General features: G+C 64.8%; 13 protein-coding genes and 1 pseudogene. 10 read left to right on the top strand and 4 right to left on the bottom strand.

Going from position 1 to position 21241, the window contains the following annotated elements:
• The first annotated feature begins 107 nt into the window (after positions 1 to 107).
• The 7 genes from GH736_RS00070 (at position 108) to GH736_RS00040 (ending at position 12873) form a co-directional block, all read left to right on the top strand.
• Positions 108 to 2825: a DNA methyltransferase gene (locus GH736_RS00070; RefSeq protein ID WP_159599043.1), complete on the top strand. Its 2718-nt coding sequence runs from the start codon at positions 108 to 110 to the stop codon at positions 2823 to 2825.
• On the top strand, positions 2822 to 4810 hold the full coding sequence (locus tag GH736_RS00065) for a DEAD/DEAH box helicase (protein WP_159599041.1): 1989 nt from the start codon (positions 2822 to 2824) through the stop codon (positions 4808 to 4810). Before GH736_RS00070 ends, GH736_RS00065 begins: the two co-directional genes overlap by 4 nt.
• Positions 4807 to 5988 carry a GIY-YIG nuclease family protein gene (locus GH736_RS00060; protein WP_159599039.1) on the top strand — a complete coding sequence of 394 codons (1182 nt, stop codon included), beginning with the start codon at positions 4807 to 4809 and terminating at the stop codon, positions 5986 to 5988. Before GH736_RS00065 ends, GH736_RS00060 begins: the two co-directional genes overlap by 4 nt.
• 20 nt (positions 5989 to 6008) lie before the next feature.
• Positions 6009 to 7085, top strand: coding sequence for a PDDEXK family nuclease (locus GH736_RS00055; protein WP_159599037.1), 1077 nt, complete (start codon positions 6009 to 6011; stop codon positions 7083 to 7085).
• Positions 7086 to 7420: 335 nt separating this feature from the next.
• Entirely contained in the window at positions 7421 to 8662 is a 1242-nt protein-coding gene (locus GH736_RS00050) for a hypothetical protein (protein ID WP_159599035.1), read from the top strand.
• A gap of 170 nt (positions 8663 to 8832) precedes the next feature.
• Complete coding sequence (locus GH736_RS00045) at positions 8833 to 10578, top strand: GmrSD restriction endonuclease domain-containing protein (protein WP_159599033.1); 1746 nt, start codon at positions 8833 to 8835, stop codon at positions 10576 to 10578.
• Between the two features lie 66 nt (positions 10579 to 10644).
• Positions 10645 to 12873, top strand: coding sequence for a DUF262 domain-containing protein (locus tag GH736_RS00040; RefSeq protein WP_159599031.1), 2229 nt, complete (start codon positions 10645 to 10647; stop codon positions 12871 to 12873).
• A gap of 742 nt (positions 12874 to 13615) precedes the next feature.
• Here GH736_RS00040 and GH736_RS00035 read toward each other — a convergent pair.
• The 4 genes from GH736_RS00035 to GH736_RS00020 are packed head-to-tail and all read right to left on the bottom strand — an operon-like array spanning position 13616 to position 18019.
• Entirely contained in the window at positions 13616 to 15223 is a 1608-nt protein-coding gene (locus GH736_RS00035) for an ABC-F family ATP-binding cassette domain-containing protein (protein WP_159599029.1), read from the bottom strand.
• A complete protein-coding gene (locus tag GH736_RS00030) occupies positions 15214 to 16215 on the bottom strand; it encodes a low temperature requirement protein A (protein ID WP_159599027.1) in 1002 nt (333 codons plus the stop codon). Before GH736_RS00030 ends, GH736_RS00035 begins: the two co-directional genes overlap by 10 nt.
• A 32-nt stretch (positions 16216 to 16247) precedes the next feature.
• A complete protein-coding gene (locus tag GH736_RS00025) occupies positions 16248 to 17105 on the bottom strand; it encodes an SDR family NAD(P)-dependent oxidoreductase (protein ID WP_159599025.1) in 858 nt (285 codons plus the stop codon).
• A complete protein-coding gene (locus tag GH736_RS00020; RefSeq protein ID WP_159599023.1) occupies positions 17102 to 18019 on the bottom strand; it encodes an SDR family NAD(P)-dependent oxidoreductase in 918 nt (305 codons plus the stop codon). Before GH736_RS00020 ends, GH736_RS00025 begins: the two co-directional genes overlap by 4 nt.
• A gap of 261 nt (positions 18020 to 18280) precedes the next feature.
• Here GH736_RS00020 and GH736_RS00015 point away from each other — a divergent pair, with 261 nt between their 5' ends.
• The 3 genes and pseudogenes from GH736_RS00015 to GH736_RS00005 all read left to right on the top strand — a co-directional run.
• Positions 18281 to 18952 carry a VOC family protein gene (locus GH736_RS00015; RefSeq protein WP_328596765.1) on the top strand — a complete coding sequence of 224 codons (672 nt, stop codon included), beginning with the start codon at positions 18281 to 18283 and terminating at the stop codon, positions 18950 to 18952.
• Positions 18949 to 19383 carry a nuclear transport factor 2 family protein gene (locus GH736_RS00010; protein ID WP_159599021.1) on the top strand — a complete coding sequence of 145 codons (435 nt, stop codon included), beginning with the start codon at positions 18949 to 18951 and terminating at the stop codon, positions 19381 to 19383. The genes GH736_RS00015 and GH736_RS00010 overlap by 4 nt, the downstream gene beginning before the upstream one ends.
• Positions 19384 to 19399: 16 nt before the next feature.
• Positions 19400 to 19894: pseudogene (locus tag GH736_RS00005) on the top strand (ATP-binding protein); the annotation flags it as partial.
• Positions 19895 to 21241: the final 1347 nt, after the last annotated feature.

The following is a 21241-nucleotide window of genomic DNA, read 5'->3' as shown; positions in this document are numbered from 1 at the left end:
TAGGATTTGAGACTGCGCGACATTCCGACCTCGAAGCCTGAAGTCAGAGTGCGCGTTAACCCGCTGCGTTCTCCCTGAAACAGCGCGCGCGAGAACAGGACGTCTTCATGGCAAGGCTGAACCTCAAGGCCGTCGAAGAGCGCGTAGCGCCGCTCGCAGGTCGTGACACGTACGATCGCGAGTTCATCTTCGACTTGCTGCTCGCCTATGGGAAGCCTCAGAGCAGCATTACGCGCCTGCGCAACGGGGACCTGAATGTCGCCGCAGAGAAGTCCACCGAGGTCGCGCAGAAGAAGGTCGTCTACTTCAAGCAGACGGCCGGTGATCCGCTCGAAGCGCTCGAGGAGCTGAAGACTTCGCCCGATGTTGTGCGTTTCAGCGCGCGCTTCGTGATCGTCACCGACTACGCAGAGCTGGTCGCGACCGACACCCAGACGAACGAGACCATCGGCTTCCCGATCCGCGAGATCGACCAGCACTTCACCTTCTTCCTGCCCTGGGCAGGCATGGAGAAGGCGCAGTACGTCGCCGAGGCGCACGCGGACGTCAAGGCTGCCGAGCGCATGGGCAAGCTCTTCGATGAGCTGCTGCACGCAAACCCTGGCTTGCTGGAGCAGCCGCACGGTCGCCATGCGCTGAACCTCTTCTTCACGCGCCTACTGTTCTGCTTCTTCGCCGAGGACACCGGGATCTTCGGGGAGAACCAATTCACGAACGCGGTCGGCTCGCACACGCTCGCGGACGGCTCGGACACCTCTGAGTTTCTGACCGAACTTTTCACGGCACTCGACACTGCCAGCACGTCCGACAAGCCGAAGCGCCTCGCGGCATTTCCCTACGTTAACGGCAGGCTCTTCGCGATGTCGCCGGACCACGTCGTGCCGCGGTTCACGAAGAAGGCGCGCCAGGAGCTCATCGACGCCGGCAAGCTCATCTGGCGCGAGATCAACCCCGACATTTTTGGATCGATGTTCCAGGCGATCGTCACGCCGGGCAAGCGCAGCGACCTGGGCCAGCATTACACCTCGGTTCCAAACATCCTGAAGACGATCGAGCCGTTGTTCCTGAATGCTCTGAAGGACGAGCTCGACGAGAACTTCGACTCGGTCAAGAAGCTCGAGGCTCTGCTCGAGCGCATCAGCGCGATCAAGGTCTTCGACCCGGCGTGTGGGTCGGGCAACTTCCTGGTCATCGCTTACAAGGAGCTGCGCAGGCTCGAGCACGCGATCCTCGAACGGCTGGCTGAACTGGATAGCAAGCACACCGTGCTCTTCGCAGAGTCGAAGATCAACATCGAGAGCTTCTACGGCATCGAGATCGACGACTTCGCAGTCGAAGTCGCGATCCTGTCGCTGTGGATCGCGAAGCACCAGATGAACGCCGAGTTCAAGGACAAGTTCGGCGTCTCGATCCCGCTGATCCCGCTAAAGGAGACCGGTCAGGTAAAGCAGGGCAACGCAACGCGTGTCGACTGGGATGAGGTTTGCCCAAACGACGGCGGCGAGATTTATCTGATCAGCAACCCGCCGTATGCGGGGGCGAAGACTCAGACGAAGGATCAGAAGGCAGACTACGACTTTGTCTTCGGGCGACGCCCTTTCTCGAAGAACCTCGATTACATCGCGCTTTGGTTCATCAAGGGTTCGGACTATATCGAGGGCACCCGGGCTGAGCTCGCGTTCGTCACGACGAACTCGGTGTCGCAGGGCGAGCATGTTGGCCTCATGTTCCCGATGATCTTTGCAAAGGGCATAGAGATCGGCTTCGCCTACACGTCGTTCAAGTGGGAGAACAACGCCAAGCGCAACGCCGGCGTTACCGTCGCTGTCATCGGGCTCCGTACTGCTCGATCTGGGCAGAAGTACATCTACACCGAAGGCCTGCAAATCGCAGCGACGAACATCAACGGCTACCTCGCCGACGGCGCGAACGTTGTGATCGAGCGCCGTAAGGTCCCGCTGGGCGCAGCACTCCCTGACATGGTGTTCGGATCAATGCCTCGCGACGGCGGCGGCCTCATCCTGTCACCGGACGAGCGCCGAAAAATGCTCGAGGCTGATCCGCGAAGCGCGCAGTTCATCAAGCGGTATATGGGCTCGTCTGAGGCGATCAACGACGGCGAGAGGTACTGCCTCTGGATCCCCGGCAACTCCGTGGCAGACGCTCGATCGATACCATCGATCGAATCCCGGCTGGAGTTCGTGGCCACAGACCGCGCTAAGAGCAAGGCTGCCAGCACGGCAGCGTACGCTGCTCAGCCGCACCGGTTCGTTCAGATCAGCTATAGAGCGACGGACTCGATCATCGTCCCAAGCGTCTCATCCGAGCGACGGGCCTATGTCCCAATCGGTTATCTCGGCCCCGACACCGTGGTCTCAAACCTCGCGTATGCCGTCTACAACGCCGAGACGTGGGTGTTCGCGATGCTGACCTCGGCAATGCACATGGCGTGGACACGGGCGGTTGGAGGCAAGATGAAGACCGATTACCGCTACTCGAACACCATCGTCTACAACAACTTTCCCGTGCCCCCGCTCTCAGACGTTGTCAAGGAGAGGTTGACGGTCGCAGCGCTGCGGGTGCTGGATGTCCGCGAGTACCACTGCGAGCAGACGCTTGCCGAGCTCTACGACCCGGACAAGATGCCTGACGACCTGCGCGAGGCACACGCGGAAGTGGACGCACTCGTCGACTCCATTTATTCGAAGCGTGGCTACGAGACGGACGAGCAGCGCTTGTCCGACCTGTTCGTGATGTACGAACGCATAACCGCCGAGGAGGCCATGAAGGCCCTGGCCAAGACATCCCGGAGGACCGCGAAGTGAACGCGATCAAAAAGCCCGTCAACATTGTTAACGTCACCTACGCCCAGACCAAGGCGTCAGTGAACACAGACAAGCTCGGCATGCGGGAGATGCAGCAGCGCGTCTTCGCCCAGCGCGACGCCCAGCACCTGCTGGTGAAAGCCCCGCCGGCCTCGGGCAAGTCCCGCGCGCTGATGTTCGTTGCGCTGGACAAGCTCTTCAACCAGGGTCGCAAGAAGGTCATTGTCGCGGTGCCAGAGCGCTCGATCGGTGCGTCCTTCGCCTCGACGAACCTCTCGAAGTTCGGCTTCTGGGCAGACTGGGAGATCAAGGACGAGCACAACCTTTGTGACGCGGGTTCTTCTGCCGGCAAGGTCGACGCGTTCATCGAGTTCCTTGAGGGGCCCGACGCGACGCTCGTGTGCACGCACGCGACGTTGCGCTTCGCGTTCGAGAAGCTCGCGCCGGAATCGTTCAACGGGACGGTGCTCGCCATCGACGAGTTCCATCATGTCTCGGCCGACACGGAGTCCTCGCGCCTGGGCGCGCTGTTGCGCGACGTGATGAACGGTTCGGACGTGCACATCGTCGCGATGACGGGCTCGTACTTCCGCGGCGACTCGGTGCCGGTGCTCTCACCCGAGGACGAGGCCAAGTTCACGCCGGTCACGTTCAACTACTACGATCAGCTCAACGGCTACGAGCACCTGCGCTCGCTGGGCATTGGCCACCACTTCTACCAGGGTCGGTACACCGACGCGATCGGCGAGGTCCTCGACCTCGACAAGAAGACAATCGTGCACATCCCGAACGTCAACTCCGGCGAGTCCACGAAGGACAAGCTCGAGGAGGTCGGCTTCATCCTCGATGTCATCGGCGAGGTCGTGGACGAGGACGACGATACGGGAATCATCAGCCTGCGTCGCGCGGACACAGGAGAGATTCTGCGGGTAGCGGACCTGGTCGACGACACAGACCAGAAGAAGCGCGGCGACACGCTGCACTACCTCGCGCACACGGCCTCAAAGGACGGCGACGCCGTGGACGTCATCATCGCCCTCGGCATGGCGAAGGAAGGCTTTGACTGGCCCTTCGCCGAACACGCCCTGACCGTCGGCTACCGGGCATCCCTGACTGAGGTCATCCAGATCATCGGGCGCGTGACGCGCGACAGTCCGGGCAAGGCCCACGCGCAGTTCACGAACCTCATCGCCGAGCCGGACGCCTCGCAGGGCGAGGTCAAGGTGTCCGTGAACAACATGCTCAAGGCGATCACAGCGTCGCTGCTGATGGAGCAGGTACTGGCGCAGAACTTCACCTTCAAGACCAAGAAGTTCGACGGCGATGACGCGAAGGCCCCCGGCGAGCTCAAGATCAAGGGCTTCAAGGAGCCCACGACCGAGCGCGTGAAGCAGATCGTCGAGACTGACCTGAACGACCTGAAGGCCACGATCCTGCAGGACGACACCTTCGCCAGAGCGGCCGCGGGCTCGATCGACGCCGAGACGGCGAACAAGGTGCTGATCCCGAAGATCATCCGCGAGAAATACCCGGACCTCACCGAGGCGCAGGTCGAGGAGGTTCGCCAGCAGGTCATCGTGGACTCAGTGATCAAGAACGGCGAGGTGCGCCCGGTCGGCGACCAGCGTTTCATCAAGATGGCCGAGAAGTTCGTCAACATCGACGAGCTCAGCATCAACCTCATCGATTCGGTGAACCCCTTCCAGCGCGCCTTCGAGGTCATGTCTAAGTCGGTCACGCCCTCGGTGCTGAGGATCATCCGGGATCAAATCGCGGCCACTCGGGTCGAGTTCAGCGAGGAAGAGGCTCTGGCGCTCTACCCGAAGATCAAGACCTGGGTGCAGGTCCACGGCGGCAAGCGACCGGACGTGCGCGCGGAGGACCCTCAGGAGAAGCGGATGGCGGAGGCTCTGCTGTTCCTGCAGAAGCTCAAGCAGCAGCGCGAGGCCGAGAAGCGCGCGACGCAGATGGTGACGGACGAATGAACGAGAGCGAGCTCATCGAACCTGGGGCCGCGCTGAGCCTGGATGACATCCTCGACGACGACCTGCTGATCACGCCGGAGAAGCCCCAGAAGGTCACGTCTTCGGATCGTCTCGAGCGGGCGTTCCTGGAGATTGTCGAGTTCTACAAGGCGCATGACCGTGTGCCGAGCTCGTCGACCCGGGAGATCGCGGAGCGCAAGCTCGGCGCGCGACTGGACGGGTTCCGGGCTAACGACGAGAGAGCCGCTGCGGTCAAACACCTGGACGAGTTCGGGCTGCTCGAGGCACCCGAAGCGCCAACATCGATCGACGAGCTGCTCGAGGGTGACGACCTGGACGACCTCCTGGGCGACGACAGCGGGATCCTCGACGTCTCGGACCTGCCGGTGCTCAAGCGTCCCGAATCGCCGGACTCGGTCGCCCAGCGGGTGAAGTCGGAGGACTTCGACTTGTACGAGCCGCTGTTCAAGGCCAAGCATGCAGAGCTGGCCGAGGGCAGCTACAGGCTGATGCCTTTCACAGGTCTGGATCTTGTCCGCGAGGGCGTGTTCTTCGTGCTGAGCGGCGTCATGTGCTTCGTGGCCGAAGTCGGCGAGGACGTGGACCTGGTCGTCGGCGGCAAGCCGAAGCAGAAGCAGCGCCTGAAGGTCGTGTTCGAGAATGGCACCGAGTCGGCTATGTACAAGCAGAGCCTGATGACGCGCATGTACGAGGCGCAGGGCCAGGTCTTGGCGCGCACGGGACACGACCCGAGCGAGGTCCTCGATGCGGACGTGGAGAGCGGCCACATTTACGTCCTGCAGTCTCTGAGCGCAGACCCTCTGATCGCGAACATGAAGGACCTGCACAAGATCGGGTTCTCGACGACGAGCGTTGAGCAGCGCATCAAGAACGCGGAGAAGTCGCCGACGTACCTCATGGCCCCGGTTAAGGTCGTGGCGGACTACCGGCTTTACAACGTCAAGGCGTCCTGGCTGGAGCACCTACTCCACCGAGTCTTCGCCGACGTGCGCCTCGACCTGACGCAAGTCGACAAGAAGGGCCGGGACTACGACCCGACGGAGTGGTTCGTCGTGCCACGCGACGCCATCAACCAGGCCGTGGCGATGATCATGTCGGGCGAGATCACGGACTACGTGTACGACGCTCAGCTCCAGAAGCTCGTCGAACGCGCCTGATTTCGAGGAGGCTCTGACTGATGCCGGTTGAAATGAGAATGTGGCGGATCGACGGCCAGAATCCGAAGCCACTCACACCGGCAGCGCTTCCTACGGAGAACGAACTTCATCAGTTTCTGCGGCAGGACCCGTCGCTGCTTGGTACGGCGCTGCTCGTTATCGGTAGTGAGGTCATCACGCCCTACGGCAAGCGTCTGGACCTGTTGGCAATCGACGCCGACGGGAACCTGCACGTCCTGGAACTCAAGCGCGATCGCACACCACGGGAGGTCGTCGCTCAGGTGCTCGACTACGGCTCTTGGGTGTCGACTCTTTCCCGCGACGACGTCATCGACATCGCTGAAAAGTACCTCGGCCAGCCGTTCGAGGCGGCGTTCGAGGAGGTGTTCGGAGTCGCGCCGCCAGACGAGCTCAATGGCGAGCTGCAGCTGACCGTGGTTTCCTCCGCGCTGGACGCGAGTTCGGAGCGGATCGTCACTTACCTGCGTGGCTTCGGGGTGCCGATCAACGCTGTGTTCTTCACTTACATTGAGGACGACGATCGACGCTATCTCGCGCGGTCGTGGCTCGCGGCATCCGACGAGCGATCCGCGAGCAGCAGCGCGAAGTCGACGTCGAAGCGTGCGACGTGGAACGGTCTCGATTGGTACGTGTCGTTCGGTGGCGACCGGTCGTGGGACGACGCCCGCAGGCTAGGCTTCATCTCCGCCGGCGGAGGGAAGTTCTACACGCAGACGATTCGTGCTCTGCCGGAAGGTGCGCGGGTATGGGTCAATATCCCGCAGACCGGCTACGTCGGTGTCGGCACAGTTACCGGACCAGCGGTCCACTTCAACGACGCACGAGTCCCGGTTGATGGTGCGCTCGTGCCACTCGCGACGCAGTCCCTTACCGGGTCGTATACGCATCGAAACACCGCGGCGCACGATGACGCCGAGTGGGTGGTCCCGGTCGAGTGGATCCGTACAGTCCCACAGAAGGACGCCTACTGGCAAAAGGGGCTGTTCGCGAATCAGAACAGCGCTTGCAAGCTCCGACAGGAGTTCACGCTCGAACGACTCGCTCAACACTTCGACGTCCACAGCGACGGCGATTGAGGGTGGCGAATCGGCCGTAGCCCGCCCGTCGATAGCACGTCACAGCGGCGAATGTCGCCGGGACGATGCCAGAGCGGATGTCGGTCGTTCCTAGTCCAATAGATTTCTGCACGCACGTGAAGGAGAGCTCGCTTGGTTGAACGTGCGGGACCTCCGGATGGGATTGACTAAGGCGAACCCACGCCAACTCGGACGTTCTTGCGTCCCACGTTCCTGCGCGGCTGACGGTTCATGGTCCACCCGCTAGTAGATGTCGAGTGCGGGTGTCTGCCAATGTATAGAAGGTGTCAGAGGGTCCCCGTTCTGCCGAGGAGATAGCTCGATTCCCACTCGCCGTGAGCTGGTGGAATGAACAGTCGATGTCCGCGGGTGAGATTGCAGCGGAAGACGGCTACCTGTGGCTCGATTCGAGAACCAATTGGCCTGTTCGACAGATCGCTGGAACCGCCGCGACCGAACCGATTGAGCTCACCGGCTCGTCTGGCCGCGGCCCGTTCTATCTGCTCGGAGTCCCGGTCGTTGTTAACGGCGTTCGGAAGCTTCGGATCGATGACCTACGTGTCGGATCGGGCGACCCCGGGGAACTACTCTTCAGAGCGACACCTCTATACGACTACGCGAACGCGGTTGCCAGCTACTACACGCGGGATGGCGCCGCTCGTTTCCCGAACGATCCGCTCGATGTCCCGGCGCTCGACGGCGCACCAGCGATGTCGCTTCTGTATGCTCCCCGAGCTGACGGGTTGCCTATTGAGCTCCGCTGCGAGCGTGGCGCTTCAATCGAACAGTTCGAGACTCAGCTCGATGCACTCCAGCGACTCATCACCGTCGCGGCACAGCAGCCGTCGACACGAAACCTGCTTACGGTCTGGAACGGCGCCGGGACAGAGATCGAGGTCTACCGCGGCGTTACTGTGACTCCGCGCCCTGCCAAGTCCGTCGACTACCGAGACTTTCCCCTGCGACTGTCTCGGGCGAACACTCAGACAATCGTCGATCGCTGGTGGGCCATGATGGATGACCTGCGGCCAATCCCGCAAATCATGACAGCGCTCAAATACCAGCCTGGCTACCTCGATTCGGACTTCTTCCTACTCGCGACCGTTCTGGATCGGCTCAGTGATGCTTGGACGAACCTACCGGGCCTGCTTTCTGCCGAGCAGTACAACGGCATGAAGGAGGCTGCTTCGCGTCTCGAGGTGCCCGAACAGTTCAATGTCGACAATCGTCCCGTCTTCCATGCACGGGTCGTGGCCATCCTCGAAACACTGAGCGACGAAGTCTGGGAGAAGGTCAGGATCGATCGCGACTCCTGGCTCGCCTCGATGAAGCGACACCGGAACCTTGTCGCGCACTCCAGCGAACAGAGACTGGCACACAGAGAGTTCATGATCGGCCCCGGACTAAGGGCCCTTCGCGCCGCCACCGATGTGATCGTCACACTGGTCGTCGCACAACATCTCGGCATCGACGGTGATGCTCTCGTGTTCGCCGCCGACAGGCTAAACGTGAAGCGGATCAAGGTCCACGACCAATACATTCTGACCTTCAATAACAACGGCATCGGGCGCCTTTAGAGCTCGTGTGGGGGAGCACTCCATGTCGGCTCGTGCGCGGATCGGGGTCTGCTAAACGGATAGGTGACACCCCCTCACCAGTTCGTTCAACAGGACCTGACGACCAAGAAGGTTCCGAAGGTGATCGGAGCTGCCACCAGCGAGTTGAGCGTTCGGCATATTGTTGGCGGGTGGAAGCGATTCTCGAACGACGAACTGTCGGAGACATCTCAGGGTCATTCTTCGTTCCGTCATACCAACGCGGATATCGGTGGGGTACCGAGGAGGTCGGGCGGTTGCTCGACGATATCTGGGCGAGCGGCGGTGACGCCTACTACTTGCAGCCGGTCGTCGTGAAGGCGATGTCCGATGGAAGGTGGGAGTTGATCGACGGGCAACAGCGGCTGACCACGTTGTTCTTGATCTTCCAATACATGCGAATCGACGGCCTTCAGAACGCGGGCGCGGGATTCGCGCTCGAGTTTGAAACGCGAGGCGGAAGCGCCGAGTTTCTGAACAATCCGTCGGAAGGCCTCCGGCGCGACAACATCGACTTCCATCACATCTTCGCCGCTTACACGCACATCGACCAATGGTTCGCCCAGTACGAGCACCGCAAGCAATGGGCCGCAAACCGGTTCTACGACTACCTCTTCGAGTCGGTTCGGGTGATCTGGTACGAGGCCGCGAAGGAACTTGATTCGATCGCTCTCTTCACCCGATTGAACGTTGGACGGATCCCGCTATCGGATGCCGAACTCGTCAAAGCACAGTTGCTCGCGAAGCTTCAGCATCGCCCGGGATTTTCCGATCGCAGCGAGCAGACCGCGGCTCAATGGGATCAATTCGAACGCGAACTCCGGGTACCAGAGGTCTGGTCGTTCGTGACCGCCCGCAGTGAGGATGACCCGACGCGAATCAGTTTGATCCTGGACACCCTCGCTGATCGACTCGGAGGCACACCATCCGGCGGACATCGGCCGCGCTACTACACATTCGAGACGCTTCGCCCGGCCATCGATGCCGACCCTCAGTCGTTCTGGGACGACGTCGTCGCCCTGCACTCCCTCATCGTCGGCTGGTACGAGGACCGTGACATCTTCCATAAGGTTGGCTACCTGATCGCGACGAGGAAGCACACGTTCGCGGGCCTCCTCGAGGCAGTCGCGGGACTGACCAGGCCCGCGCTCCAGGCTGTGCTCGATGAACTCATCGGCAAACACCTGAACCTCACTGCAGGTCAGGTCGCCGACCTCGACTACCAGAAGTCAGGATCGAAGTGCTCTGACGTCCTCCTCCTCATGAACGTCGAGACCATTCGGCTCCGAGCCGACTCGACAGAGCATTACTCCTTCCATGCGCACTCGCGTGGCGTCTGGTCGCTCGAGCACATCCACGCGCAAAACGCCCTCGACATCAAGCGCGATGAGAAAGTGTGGGCCGAATGGCTCCGCCTCCACCGCAGCGCCATCAGCGACGTCCCAAGCCTTGACGAGGTTCTTCGCTCAGAGCTCCTGATCGAGATCGACGACGTCCTTGCATCAATTGCCGACCCTCGGATCGTTGCAGTGGGCACGCAGTTCGATCAGATCAAGGCTCGCGTCGAGAACGCACTCACCGAGGGAGACGAGGATAACGAGGACGGCGTGCACACCATCTCCAACCTGGCGCTACTGGCCAGTGGCGACAACAGCGCACTGTCGAACTCGACATTCGAAGTCAAGCGACGGGAAATCCTCAGCCGCGACAAGACGGGCTCGTACATCCCCGCTTGCACGCGCCATGTGTTCTTGAAGTACTACACCGACGCCGACGCCCAGCAAATTCACTTCTGGGGAGTCCAGGATCGCGAGGCGTATCTACAAGCGATTCTCTCGGCGGTCGCGCCCTACCTAAGACCTGACCCCGATTTGAACGAACAGGAGTTCGCCGCGTGAAGGGTCACAAGACATCATTCGCCGGAATGTTCGGCGCGGCCGCGGGAGAGATGCCGCGCGTCGCGCGTGGAGATTCCCCTAATCCAGCGCGACTATGCGCAGGGCAGGACTGGGTCGCTTGTCGAGACGATTCGACACGACTTCCTCGATGCGCTCATTGAAGCGATTGCCGGCGGTGAACCGCTGGACCTCGACTTCGTCTATGGGGAGATCGAAGAGTCGACGCTCAAGCCGTTGGACGGGCAACAACGACTCACCACGCTCTTCCTCCTCCACTGGTACGTCGCGGCGCGAACCGATCGACTCAGCGCTGCGGCAGAGCTCCTCAAGCTCACCTACGCGACTCGCCCGACCGCGGAGCTCTTCTGTCGACAGCTCGTGAACCCGCAGCATCCCCTGACCGACGACTTCACCACGCCATCCGAATGGATCACGAACCAGGCCTGGTATCTGTTTTCATGGCGGCACGACCCGACAGTGCAGGCCATGCTCGTCATGCTGGACGCCATCCACAACAGGCTCGGCCGCGCACGCGTGGACCTTGATGACGTATGGTCACGCCTTACGGACAAGGATTCGCCGGCGATCTCGTTCTACTTCCTCCCAATTGATGACATGCCTTCCGGAGACGAGCTGTACATCAAAATGAACTCTCGGGGGAAGCCGCTAACCGACTTCGAGAACTTCAAGGCCCGCTTCGAGAAGCTGCTCGCTGGCGGGGCCGACATCGAGAGGTTCGAGCGCATTATCCACAAGATCGACGGAGTGTGGACTGACGTGCTTTGGCAATTCGACGGTGGCGACGACATCATCGACGACGAGTTTCTGAGGTATTTCGAGTTCGTGGTCGAAGTGTGCGAGTGGCGGGACGGGGAGCCGACGCAGAGCGCAACCCTTCTTGAGCGCGCGGAGCGGGCTTTCGGCCTAGCCAACCCACGGCGTGAGCCGCACCTGGACTTCCTGGAGCACGCATTTGACACGTGGGTGGATGTTGATGACGTAGGGGCGGCATTCGCGGCCGTGTTCACTGACGCGGACAGCGCAGTGAACGCAGCCGAGCACGGGAAGGTTCCGCTCTTCGACGCGGCGGATACCAACCTGTTTACATCGTGCTTGCGTACATACGGCATCAAGCGCGGTCGCGGCCGCCAGTTCTCCTTGGCAGAGACGCTCTTCCTGCTCGCAGTGCTTGTCCACCGTCAATACCGCACAGACGAATTCGCCCAGCGGGTTCGCGTCTTGCGAAACCTCATCGACCTCGCGGATGACGAGCTCCGCGAAGCTCGCATGACCGACCTTGTTCCCGCTGTCGAGCGGTTGATTAGGGATGGGTCCCTCGATGAACTCCGTGGCTTCAATCCCGACCGACTCCGTGACGAGCAGGCGAAGCAATCGTTCGTCGGTGGTGAGCTCGAGCTGGTGATTCATCGCCTCGAGGATCATCCGCTTCTCCGTGGACGAATCTTCGCGTTCGACCTGGAGCCGTCAACGCTTCCGTCGAGGGCCGACGCCTTCGTCCGCGTTACCGAGCCGGATGCATGGGGGCTCCTAACTGCTGCCCTGCTCGCCAAGGGGGACTATGGCTTTGATCTCGGCAGCGGGCGGGTCAGACAGTTCGGAACGCGAGCTGCGAACCAGGCGTCTCGATGGCGTGAAGTGTTCTCTCATTCCGGACGTGGGCGGAACGGCGCACTGCGCACGGCGCTCGGAGCCCTGCTTGACGAAGTCGCCGCATCGAATGACCCTGCGCTGGGCAGCCTGGAACGCGTAGCCGCGGAGTTCGTCACCTCCCGCCGCGCATCTGGCCGCCTGGACTGGCGCTACTACATGGTCGCCTACCCGGCAATGCGTGAGGGAGCAACGGGCATCTACTACGGCGAGCACCGATCCACTCGCGGTGTCTGGGGATATTCGATGTGCATGCTCCGGACCGCGTCTCTGACGGGTAGCGCATACTACCGAGACCCGTACCTGCTATCGATCTACCGCACCAGTGCACTCGTGGACCGAATCAACGACCCTTGGTTCCGCGGGTATGAGACGTCGCCCAGGTGGCTTCGGCTCTCGAGGAGCGGCAGTGGTATTCGGTGCGTGGAGGAGGGTTTCGAGCTGGCAGCACCACAAGATGCCGACGCTGCGAGCCGCTTCTCGGCGGTCTGTGAAGCGCATGGCGGGACAGTTGGGGGGTTCCTCCCCATCCGCCAGTTGGAGGACAACGGAGAGCTGATCGACGCGGAGGACCGCGTCGTGAAGGGCGCCGCTCTCGTGCGGGCGCTGGTCGAGGTGGGCCTCTAGTTGATATGCGGCGGATCCGCGTGCGTGTGTCTCCAGCTTCCCAGACACCCCGCCATGACTGCCTTCGTGGCCGCAATTCGCTGGCGCTTTCAGGCCGCGAGTTGAAAATGGATTGAACAGCACCAGAACGGGCGCCGAGAGGCGAAGTTACCTGATGCGTGGACGATTATTGGTTGTTGATCGACTCGATTCCGCCCGAGGCGAGTCGAGGTATCTCGATAGACTCTGTTGCAGGTTCGAAGAGAAGAGCCTGATCAGGTCGAGATCGCCCGAGGAATCGCGAGGTGTGTGGGCCGGGGGAGTAAGGCTTGGCGTAAGCCATCGGTCACGGGTTCAAGTCCGGTCGTCGGTCGCCTGCACGTGCGCGCCGGTCGTTGCTGGTCGTCGAGCATGAGAGTTCCGAGTGCGGCCGGCGGCCCCAGTCACCAGGAGATCAGCGCCGCTCGCGCCGGCGCGCACGTCGACGCCCGAGTCCCTTTTGGGTACTTTTTCAACCACAAACACCGCCAATCGACCACAACCAACCGGCATCTCCACATCGTCCGCACAGCCGCCCTGCCCGTATAATTACCGGCATCCACAACCAAACACTTGCGCTCAAGCGATATGCAGCACTGTCAGGGGGTCAGGGGTTCGAGTCCCCTCAGATCCACCAAAAACCCCTGATGAACGAGAAGTTCTCAGGGGTTTTCTCGTGTGATCTGCGCCACGCCCCACCCCCTCCACGGCGGCGACGCCTCGGTCAGTTGTCTCGCGCTCCGCCCTGCCGGATTCGCCCGGCTGCGTCGAGCTCGATCACCGTGTCGATACCGATCCGGCCCAGGAATGACTGGTCGTGGCTGACGATGAGCAGAGCGCCCCGGTAGCCGTCGAGCGCTTCGGCCAGGTGCTCCACGCTCGCGATGTCGAGGTTGTTCGTCGGCTCGTCGAGGATGAGCAGCTGCGCTGGCGGCTCGGCGAGCAGCAGCCGGGCGAGGGCGACGCGGAAGCGCTCACCACCGGACAGGGTCGACACGGGACGGTCGACGGTGTCCCCGCGCAGCAGGAGCCTCGCGAGCTGGTTGCGGATGGCCCCGGGTGTGACGCCGGGGGCCACCACGCTCACGTTCTCCAGAGCACTCGAGGTCTCGTCGAGGCCGTCGAGGCGTTGCGGCAGGAACCCGACCCGATCGGTCAGGAGCGTTCCCTGCGGTCGCTGGCCCATCGACTCGGCGCCGGTGAGCAGCTGGCCCAAGAGCGTCGACTTCCCGGCCCCGTTCGGCCCGACGAGGGCCACGCGTTCGGGGCCCTGGATGACCATCGTGCGATTCCAGTCGGAGATCTCGGCGATGCGACGGCTGCGCGGAACGTCGGGATCGGGCAACGTGAGGCGGATGTGCGCGTCGTTGCGGACGCGCGAGTCGGCGGCGTCGACGGCGGCCTGCGCGGCCCGGACCCTGTCGTCGAGGGTCGAGCGCATCGATCCGGCGGATCCTTGGGCCCTGCCGACGCGGGCGCCTGCGAGGATCTTGGGGATGCCGCCGTCCTGCTGCGTCTTCCTCGCGGTGCGTTCGCGTCGGGCGAGCTTGGTCTCGGCTTCGACGCGCTGGCGCTTCTCGGCGTTCAGCGCCAGTTGTGCGGTCCGGGCCGCCTGCGTTGCGGCATCCTGCTCCTGGTCCCGGTATGCCCGCCAGGCACTGTACGGGCCGCCGAACACCTCGAGCCGGCCGGCGTGCAGTTCCGCGGTGTCGTCCATGTGCTCGAGCAGCTCGAGGTCGTGGCTCACGACGACGAGCGTGCCCGGCCACGCGTCGACGATGCGCGCGAGTCTCGCCCGGCTGGGCCGGTCGAGGTTGTTCGTCGGTTCGTCGAGCAGGGTGATCGCCGTGCGGCGAAGGCGCAGGGCGGTGATCGCGATGAGCATGGCCTCACCGCCGGAGACCTCCTCGACGCGTCGGCCGAGGTCGGCGGCCGAGAACCCGATCTCCGAAAGCGCTTCGTCGGCGCGGGATTCGATGTCCCAGTCGTCGCCGACGGCGTCGAAGTGGCGCTCGTCGACGTCACCCGCCTCGATGGCACGCAGGGCCGTGAGCGCCCGGTCGATGCCCAGGAGTTCGGCCACGGTCGTGGAGGTGCTCAGCGTCAGGGTCTGTGGCAGGTAGCCGATGTCGCCGTCGGCATCGACCCGTCCCGATGTCGGGTGGAGTTCTCCGGCGATCAGCCGCAGCAGGGTGGACTTGCCGGCGCCGTTGCGGCCGACGAGGCCGGTGCGACCCGCAGAGAGGATGCCGTTGACGTGCTCGAGCGCGACGGTCCCGTCCGGCCACTCGAACGACAGGTCGCGGAGGGTGATGGTGGATTTCACGGACATGGATGGTGCTCCTTCTGCCGACTGCCGGCGGTCGCATGGCGTTCCCGAGATGCGGTGGTGAGGGCGGCGGCGACCACGAGGGCTGCGACGAGGAACAGCGCCACGAGGGAGGGAAGTCCAAGGGCGACCACGCCGAGCACGATCGCGGGGCGGCGTATCGGGTCCGCACTCACGAGGGCATGTCGGGCTGCGGCCGACGGGCCGCGGAAGTATGCCCACCACAGGCTGACGACGACCACGAAGGCGAGCAGTGCTGCGACAATCGACAGCCCGTGGACCGTGCCGTCATCCAGGTCCGAACCCACCCCCGCTCCCGACGAGAGCACTGTCTCGCCGAGCGCGATGATCAGGACCAGGCCATGCCGCTCGACGAAATGCGCCGGACTGGCAACCCGCCATCCGTTGTAGCGGGAGACGAGCCATCCCACCCCGAAGTCGAGCGCGAACGCAACAGCCCAGCACACGCCCTGCAGGTCTCCGCCGAGCACGGCTCCGATGATCAGCAGCACGCTCGATCCCGTCTGCGGGATCGCATCGATCAGCACCTGCGTGCGGAGTCGCCGATCGCCGCGCGACGTCCAGAGGAACGTCGAGACGTAGCTCGCCCGCACCACGGTGAACGCCAGCGCGAGTACGAGGGCCGGGCTCAGCCAGTCGGACGGCGGCTCCCAGGCGTACGGAATCACCAGCGCCGCAACGAACAACGCCGACATCGCCACGAGGATCGCGACGACCACACGACCGCGGTCGAGGCGCACCCGGTTGCCGAGCCAGATGAACGCGCACCAGGCCCACCAGAGCAGCAGCAGCACCAGCAGCCCTCGGCCGAGGCCGCCCAGTCCCTGCTGCGTCTCCATGAGCTCGATCACCCGCATCAGGGCGAACACGAAGACGAGGTCGAAGAAGATCTCGAACATCGTGACGCGATCGCCCTCGGGCAGCACGGCGGCCGGCCGGCCGGGTTCGGTCGCTCGGCGCGGTGGGCTGACCACGGGGGGCGGTCTCAGGGCGTCGCGGTTCGCGTTCACAGCACCGCCGGCCCGCTGCCCGGGAAATCGGTGGATGCGGCAAGCTCACGACCGGAGTCGAACTCGGCGTGGAAGCGGCTCAGCTTCTCGTCGATCCGGCGATACGCATCGCTGCCGAGCACCAGCCAATGCCTGGGCTTGGCGGCGCGCACGTTGCCGATGATCGCTTCGGCGGCGCGGTCGGGATCACCGGGGAATTGCTCCGGCCGCACGGCCGACACGGCTCGGATGAAGGCGCCCGACGTCGCGTCGTAGTCGGGGATCGTCCGTCCCGACACATGCGTGCGCCGCTCGATGCCGGTGCGGAACGATCCGGGCTCGACGAGGAACGCCCGCAGCCCGTTCGGCTCGATCTCCTGCCAGAGCGCCTCGGTGAGGCCCTCGAGCGCGAACTTCGTCGCCGAATAGTACCCGTTCGCCGGCAAGCTGGAGATGCCGTCCATCGACGAGATGTTCACGATCGTTCCGCTGCGGCGGGCCCGCATGCCAGGGAGCACCAGCCGGATCAGTTCGATCGGTGCGAACACGTTCACTTCGAACTGGGCACGGATGTCGCGTTCGTCCTGTTCTTCGAGCGCGCCGAGGAAGTCGATCGCGGCGTTGTTGACGAGCACGTCGATCCCGCCCGCCCACTCAGTGGCGGCGGCGATCGCCTGGCGCCGCTGTTCCGCGTCGACCACGTCGAGTGCGACCGGGAACGCGGTCTCTGGGTGCCGTTCACGGACCGCGGAGAGATCGTGACCGCTTCGAGCCGCTATGACGACCCGATCGCCGGTCTCGAGCGCGTGTTCGGCGAGTGCTGCGCCGAGGCCGCTCCCGGCGCCCGTGATGAACCAGGTCAGGGTGTCGTTCATGCTGCAGTTCCCCCCACCGCCGCGTCCGCGTCATCCGCCCTGAAATCGGCAGATCGGCTGACATCGGCCCACGCCGTCGCCTCCTCGAGGCGAACCTGCTCGCCGCTGAGCACGCGGGCGACCGCGTCGCTGCCGAGCGGCAGGCGAAGCGGCAGGTCGGCGCCGGCTCGGACGAGGTCGCCGTGGGCGAGGTCGACGAGCACCCGAGCACCGCGCGTCGGGTCGCCGGGTTGCCTGCCGTCGCCCTGCTCGCGCATCGCGTGGATCGCGCCGACGGTCGTCTCGTAGTCGGGTCCGACCGGGTGCTTGGTCATCGAGGCGCCCTGCCAGTCGGTGCGGAATGCACCCGGCTCGACGATGACGACCCGCACCCCGAACGGGGCCGACTCGGCGGCCAGCACCTCGGAGAAGCCCTCGACGGCGAACTTGGCGGCCTGGTAGGCGCCGAGGCCCGGGGTGCCGCCGATGCGGCCGCCCACGGATGAGAACTGCAGGAACAGGCCCGAGCGCTGGGCGCGCATGACCGGCAGTGCCGCGCGGGTGACGTTGACCACGCCGAAGAAGTTGGTCTCGACTTGCGCCCGGAAGTCCTCTTCCGGCGTCTCCTCGATCGACCCGCTGTTCGCGTACCCGGCGTTGTCGACCACGACGTCCAGACGGCCGAACCGCTCAACGGCGCGGCCGACGACCTGTCTCGCAGCATCGGCGTCGGTGACGTCGAGTTCGGCGACCAGGATGCGGTCCGGACCGTAGTGCTGCGCGAATCCGTCGATGGCCGTTGCGCGCCGGGCGGTGGCCACGACGACGTCGCCGCGTTCGAGCGCGGCTTCAGCGATCTCCTTGCCGAAGCCACGGGAGCTTCCCGTGATCAGCCAGACCAAGGCGTCGCCCTGACCCCTCCGTTGCTCGTTCATCAGTGTGTCCCTTCCGCGGCCGGCCCGTGCCGACGCTGTACCCGATCCAGCGTGCTGCCCGGTGGTGCGGCGTCGCGCCCGGGCAACTCCCCGGGAAGGTCCCCGGTCCCATCGAGACCGGTCCCCGGTCGCCCGGGAAGCCCCGGTGCACCGGATGCCGCAACCCACGGTCCCGGGTGTCCGCCAGTGTGTCGCACGGGCGCCTCCGCCCGACGAGCCGCGGCACCCTCGAATCATCCGAACGAAAGAAAGAGGGTTCTCATGGACACCGAAACGATGACCGTCGCGACCGCATCCGGAACTGCGACGGACGAGGCGACCGCCGCCCTGAAGCTCGAGGTCGTCGTCCTCCCCGTGAGCGACGTCGACCGGGCGAAGGCGTTCTATGCGGGCCTCGGGTGGACGCTCGACGTCGATCTCGTCATCTCGGACGACTACCGGGTCGTCGAGTTCACACCTCCCGGCTCGCCGACGTCGATCATCTTCGGCGCCGGAGTGACCGACGCCGAGCCGGGGTCGGTTCGTGGACTGCAGCTCGTGGCATCCGACATCGAGGCGACGCGCGCGGCCCTGCAGGGCGCCGGCGCGCCGGTCAGCGACGTCTTCCACGACGCGACCGGCGTCTTCCACCACGGCGGCACGACAGCTCGTGTGTCCGGCCTCGCGCCCGAGCGTCGTTCGTACGGCTCATGGGTCGCGTTCAATGACCCGGACGGCAACGAATGGCTCGTCCAGGAGGTCACCGAGCGGATCCCGGGCCGAATCGTGCAGACGAGATACGACTCGCCCGCCGAGCTGGCAGCGGCCCTGCGCGCGGCCGCGGAGGCGCACGGCGCGCACGAGGCCAGGATCGGACACGAGGATGCCGGATGGCCCGAATGGTACGCGGAGTACATGGTGCGTGCGGCGGCGGGCCAGGAGCTTCCTGAATGATCGACGAGTCCGCACCGCTCTCCCGCCTGCTCGTCTTCGAGGAGCTCCGATCCCTGCAGGGCCGGCTCTGCCGTTCCGCCGGCGACCGGGCTTGGAACGAGTTCGAGCGATGCTTCGCCGAGGGAGGGCAACTGCGGGTGTTCGACCCGGACGGTTCGCTGGCGTGGTTCGCGCTGAGCCCGCACATCGGAGCGACGATCGACCTCGAAGCGGGTGACGGAACACTCGTCGTGCACGCGTTCGGCGCCGAGCTGACCCTCCGATCCGAGACGCGCGCCGAAGGTGTGTGGGCGGCGGAGTACCTCGTCGGTCGGGACGGCTCACCGGCGCGCGCACGGAACGGATACTGCCGGCTCCACCAGACCTACATCCGGGACGGCGACCGATGGTTCATCCGATCGATCGATCTCATCCGGCGACTGCGGAGCTGAACCCGGCGGTGCGACCATGACGGCCGAGCACATAGGATCGGCCATCATGGAGCACCGCACGCCGAGCCCGTCACTGCTGGGCCGGCGGCGTGAGTGCGAGGCGGTCAGCCGGATGATCGCAAGCCTCGGCGGTGGCCAGAGTCGCGCCCTCGTGCTGCGCGCCGAGGCCGGCGCCGGCAAGTCGGCGCTGCTCGATTACGCAGCCGAGCAGGCCACGGCCTACCAGGTGCTGCGCGCGACCGGCGTGCAGTCGGAGATGGAACTCGCCTACGCCGGTCTCCACCAACTGTGCTCTCCGGTGCTCGACCGGCTCGATGCGCTGCCCGCACCTCAGGCGGCAGCGCTCGGCGTCGCCTTCGGCCTACGGAGCGGGGAAGCGCCGGATCGATTCCTCGTCGGACTCGCGGTTCTCGGGTTGCTCGCGGAGGCCGCGGGTGCTCGACCGGTGCTCTGCCTGATCGATGATGCACAGTGGCTGGACCGCGCCTCCGCTCAAGTGCTCACGTTCGTCGCACGCCGGCTCGTCGCCGAGTCGGTCGGCATCCTCTTCGCGGTACGCGAGCCGGTCGGCGACGACTTCACCGGTATCGAGGACCTCATCGTCGAGGGGCTCGAGCCCGCCGATGCGCGGCTGCTGCTCGAGTCGGTGATCTCCGGTCCGCTCGATCCTGACGTCCGCGATCGGCTGATCGGCGAGGCTCGCGGCAACCCGTTGGCGCTCCTCATCCTGTCGCGCGGAAGAGGCGCGGTGGAGATCGCGGGCGGGTACGGCATGACGTCGCCGCCGAGCCTCACGAGTCGTATCGAGGACATGTTCGTCGACCGCATCCGAGCACTGCCGCCCGAGACGCGATCGGCACTGCTGGTCGCCGCTGTGGAACCCATCGGCGATCCCGCACTGATCCAGCGGGCGGCCGCAATTCTGGGCATCGCAACGGAAGCGGTGGCCCCTGCGATCGAGGACGAACTGATCGAGTTCGGCGCCCGCGTTCGATTCCGGCACCCGCTCGTCCGGTCTGCTGCCGTGCGCGCGAGCCCGGTCGGCGCGCGAAGAGCCGCCCACCGGGCGCTCGCGACCGCGACCGACCCGTCCACCGACCCCGACCGGCGTGCCTGGCATCTCGCCGAGGCCGCCATCGGCTTCGACGAGGAGGTCGCCGCCGAGCTCGTGCGCTCCGCGCGACGCGCGCAAGCACGAGGGGGGATGGCCGCCGGCGCGACATTCCATGCCCGGGGTGCCGAGCTCACGCCCGACCCGCGAACTCGGTCCAGACGCGCCCTCATGGCGGCCGAGGACACGTACCGGGCGGGCGCGATGAACGACGCGCTGCGGCTCCTCGACCTCGCGGATCCCGCACTCCTCGACGAACACCAGCGTGCGCGCATCGAACTCGTGCGCGCGCACGTCGCCTCGAGCACGACCCGCGGTCGCGGCGCCGCCGCACGGCTGGTGACGGCCGCTCGCCTGCTCGAGCGACACGACGGAGAGACCGCCCTTGCGACGTACGCCGACGCGATGATCGCCGCGATCTCGGCCGGAACGCATGCCGAAGCCGTCGGACTTCCGGAGGTCGCAGCAGCGATACGCGACGCCGACCCCGCGCCACCCCTCGGCGACTCCGCCCTCGCTGCCGCCGACGCCCTGCGCGGGCTCGCCATGCTGACCACGGACGGGTACACGGCCGCCGCGCCGGTGCTCCAGGACGCGCTCGCCCGGCTCGTGCCGGTGGTGGCCTCCGACGAGCCGACCGCGGTCGACCTCGCAGATCCACTCGGCGACGTGGTCGAGGAAGTACCGGTCGTGGGTGACGGCGAGCACGGCGCCGGGCTACTTGGCGAGGTGCTGCTCGAGCCACAG

Source organism: Agromyces humi, from assembly GCF_009720255.1.
Taxonomy (GTDB): Bacteria; Actinomycetota; Actinomycetes; order Actinomycetales; family Microbacteriaceae; genus Agromyces; species Agromyces humi.
Note: the sequence above shows the minus strand (reverse complement) of the source record. Positions and strands in the feature narration are given on the sequence as shown.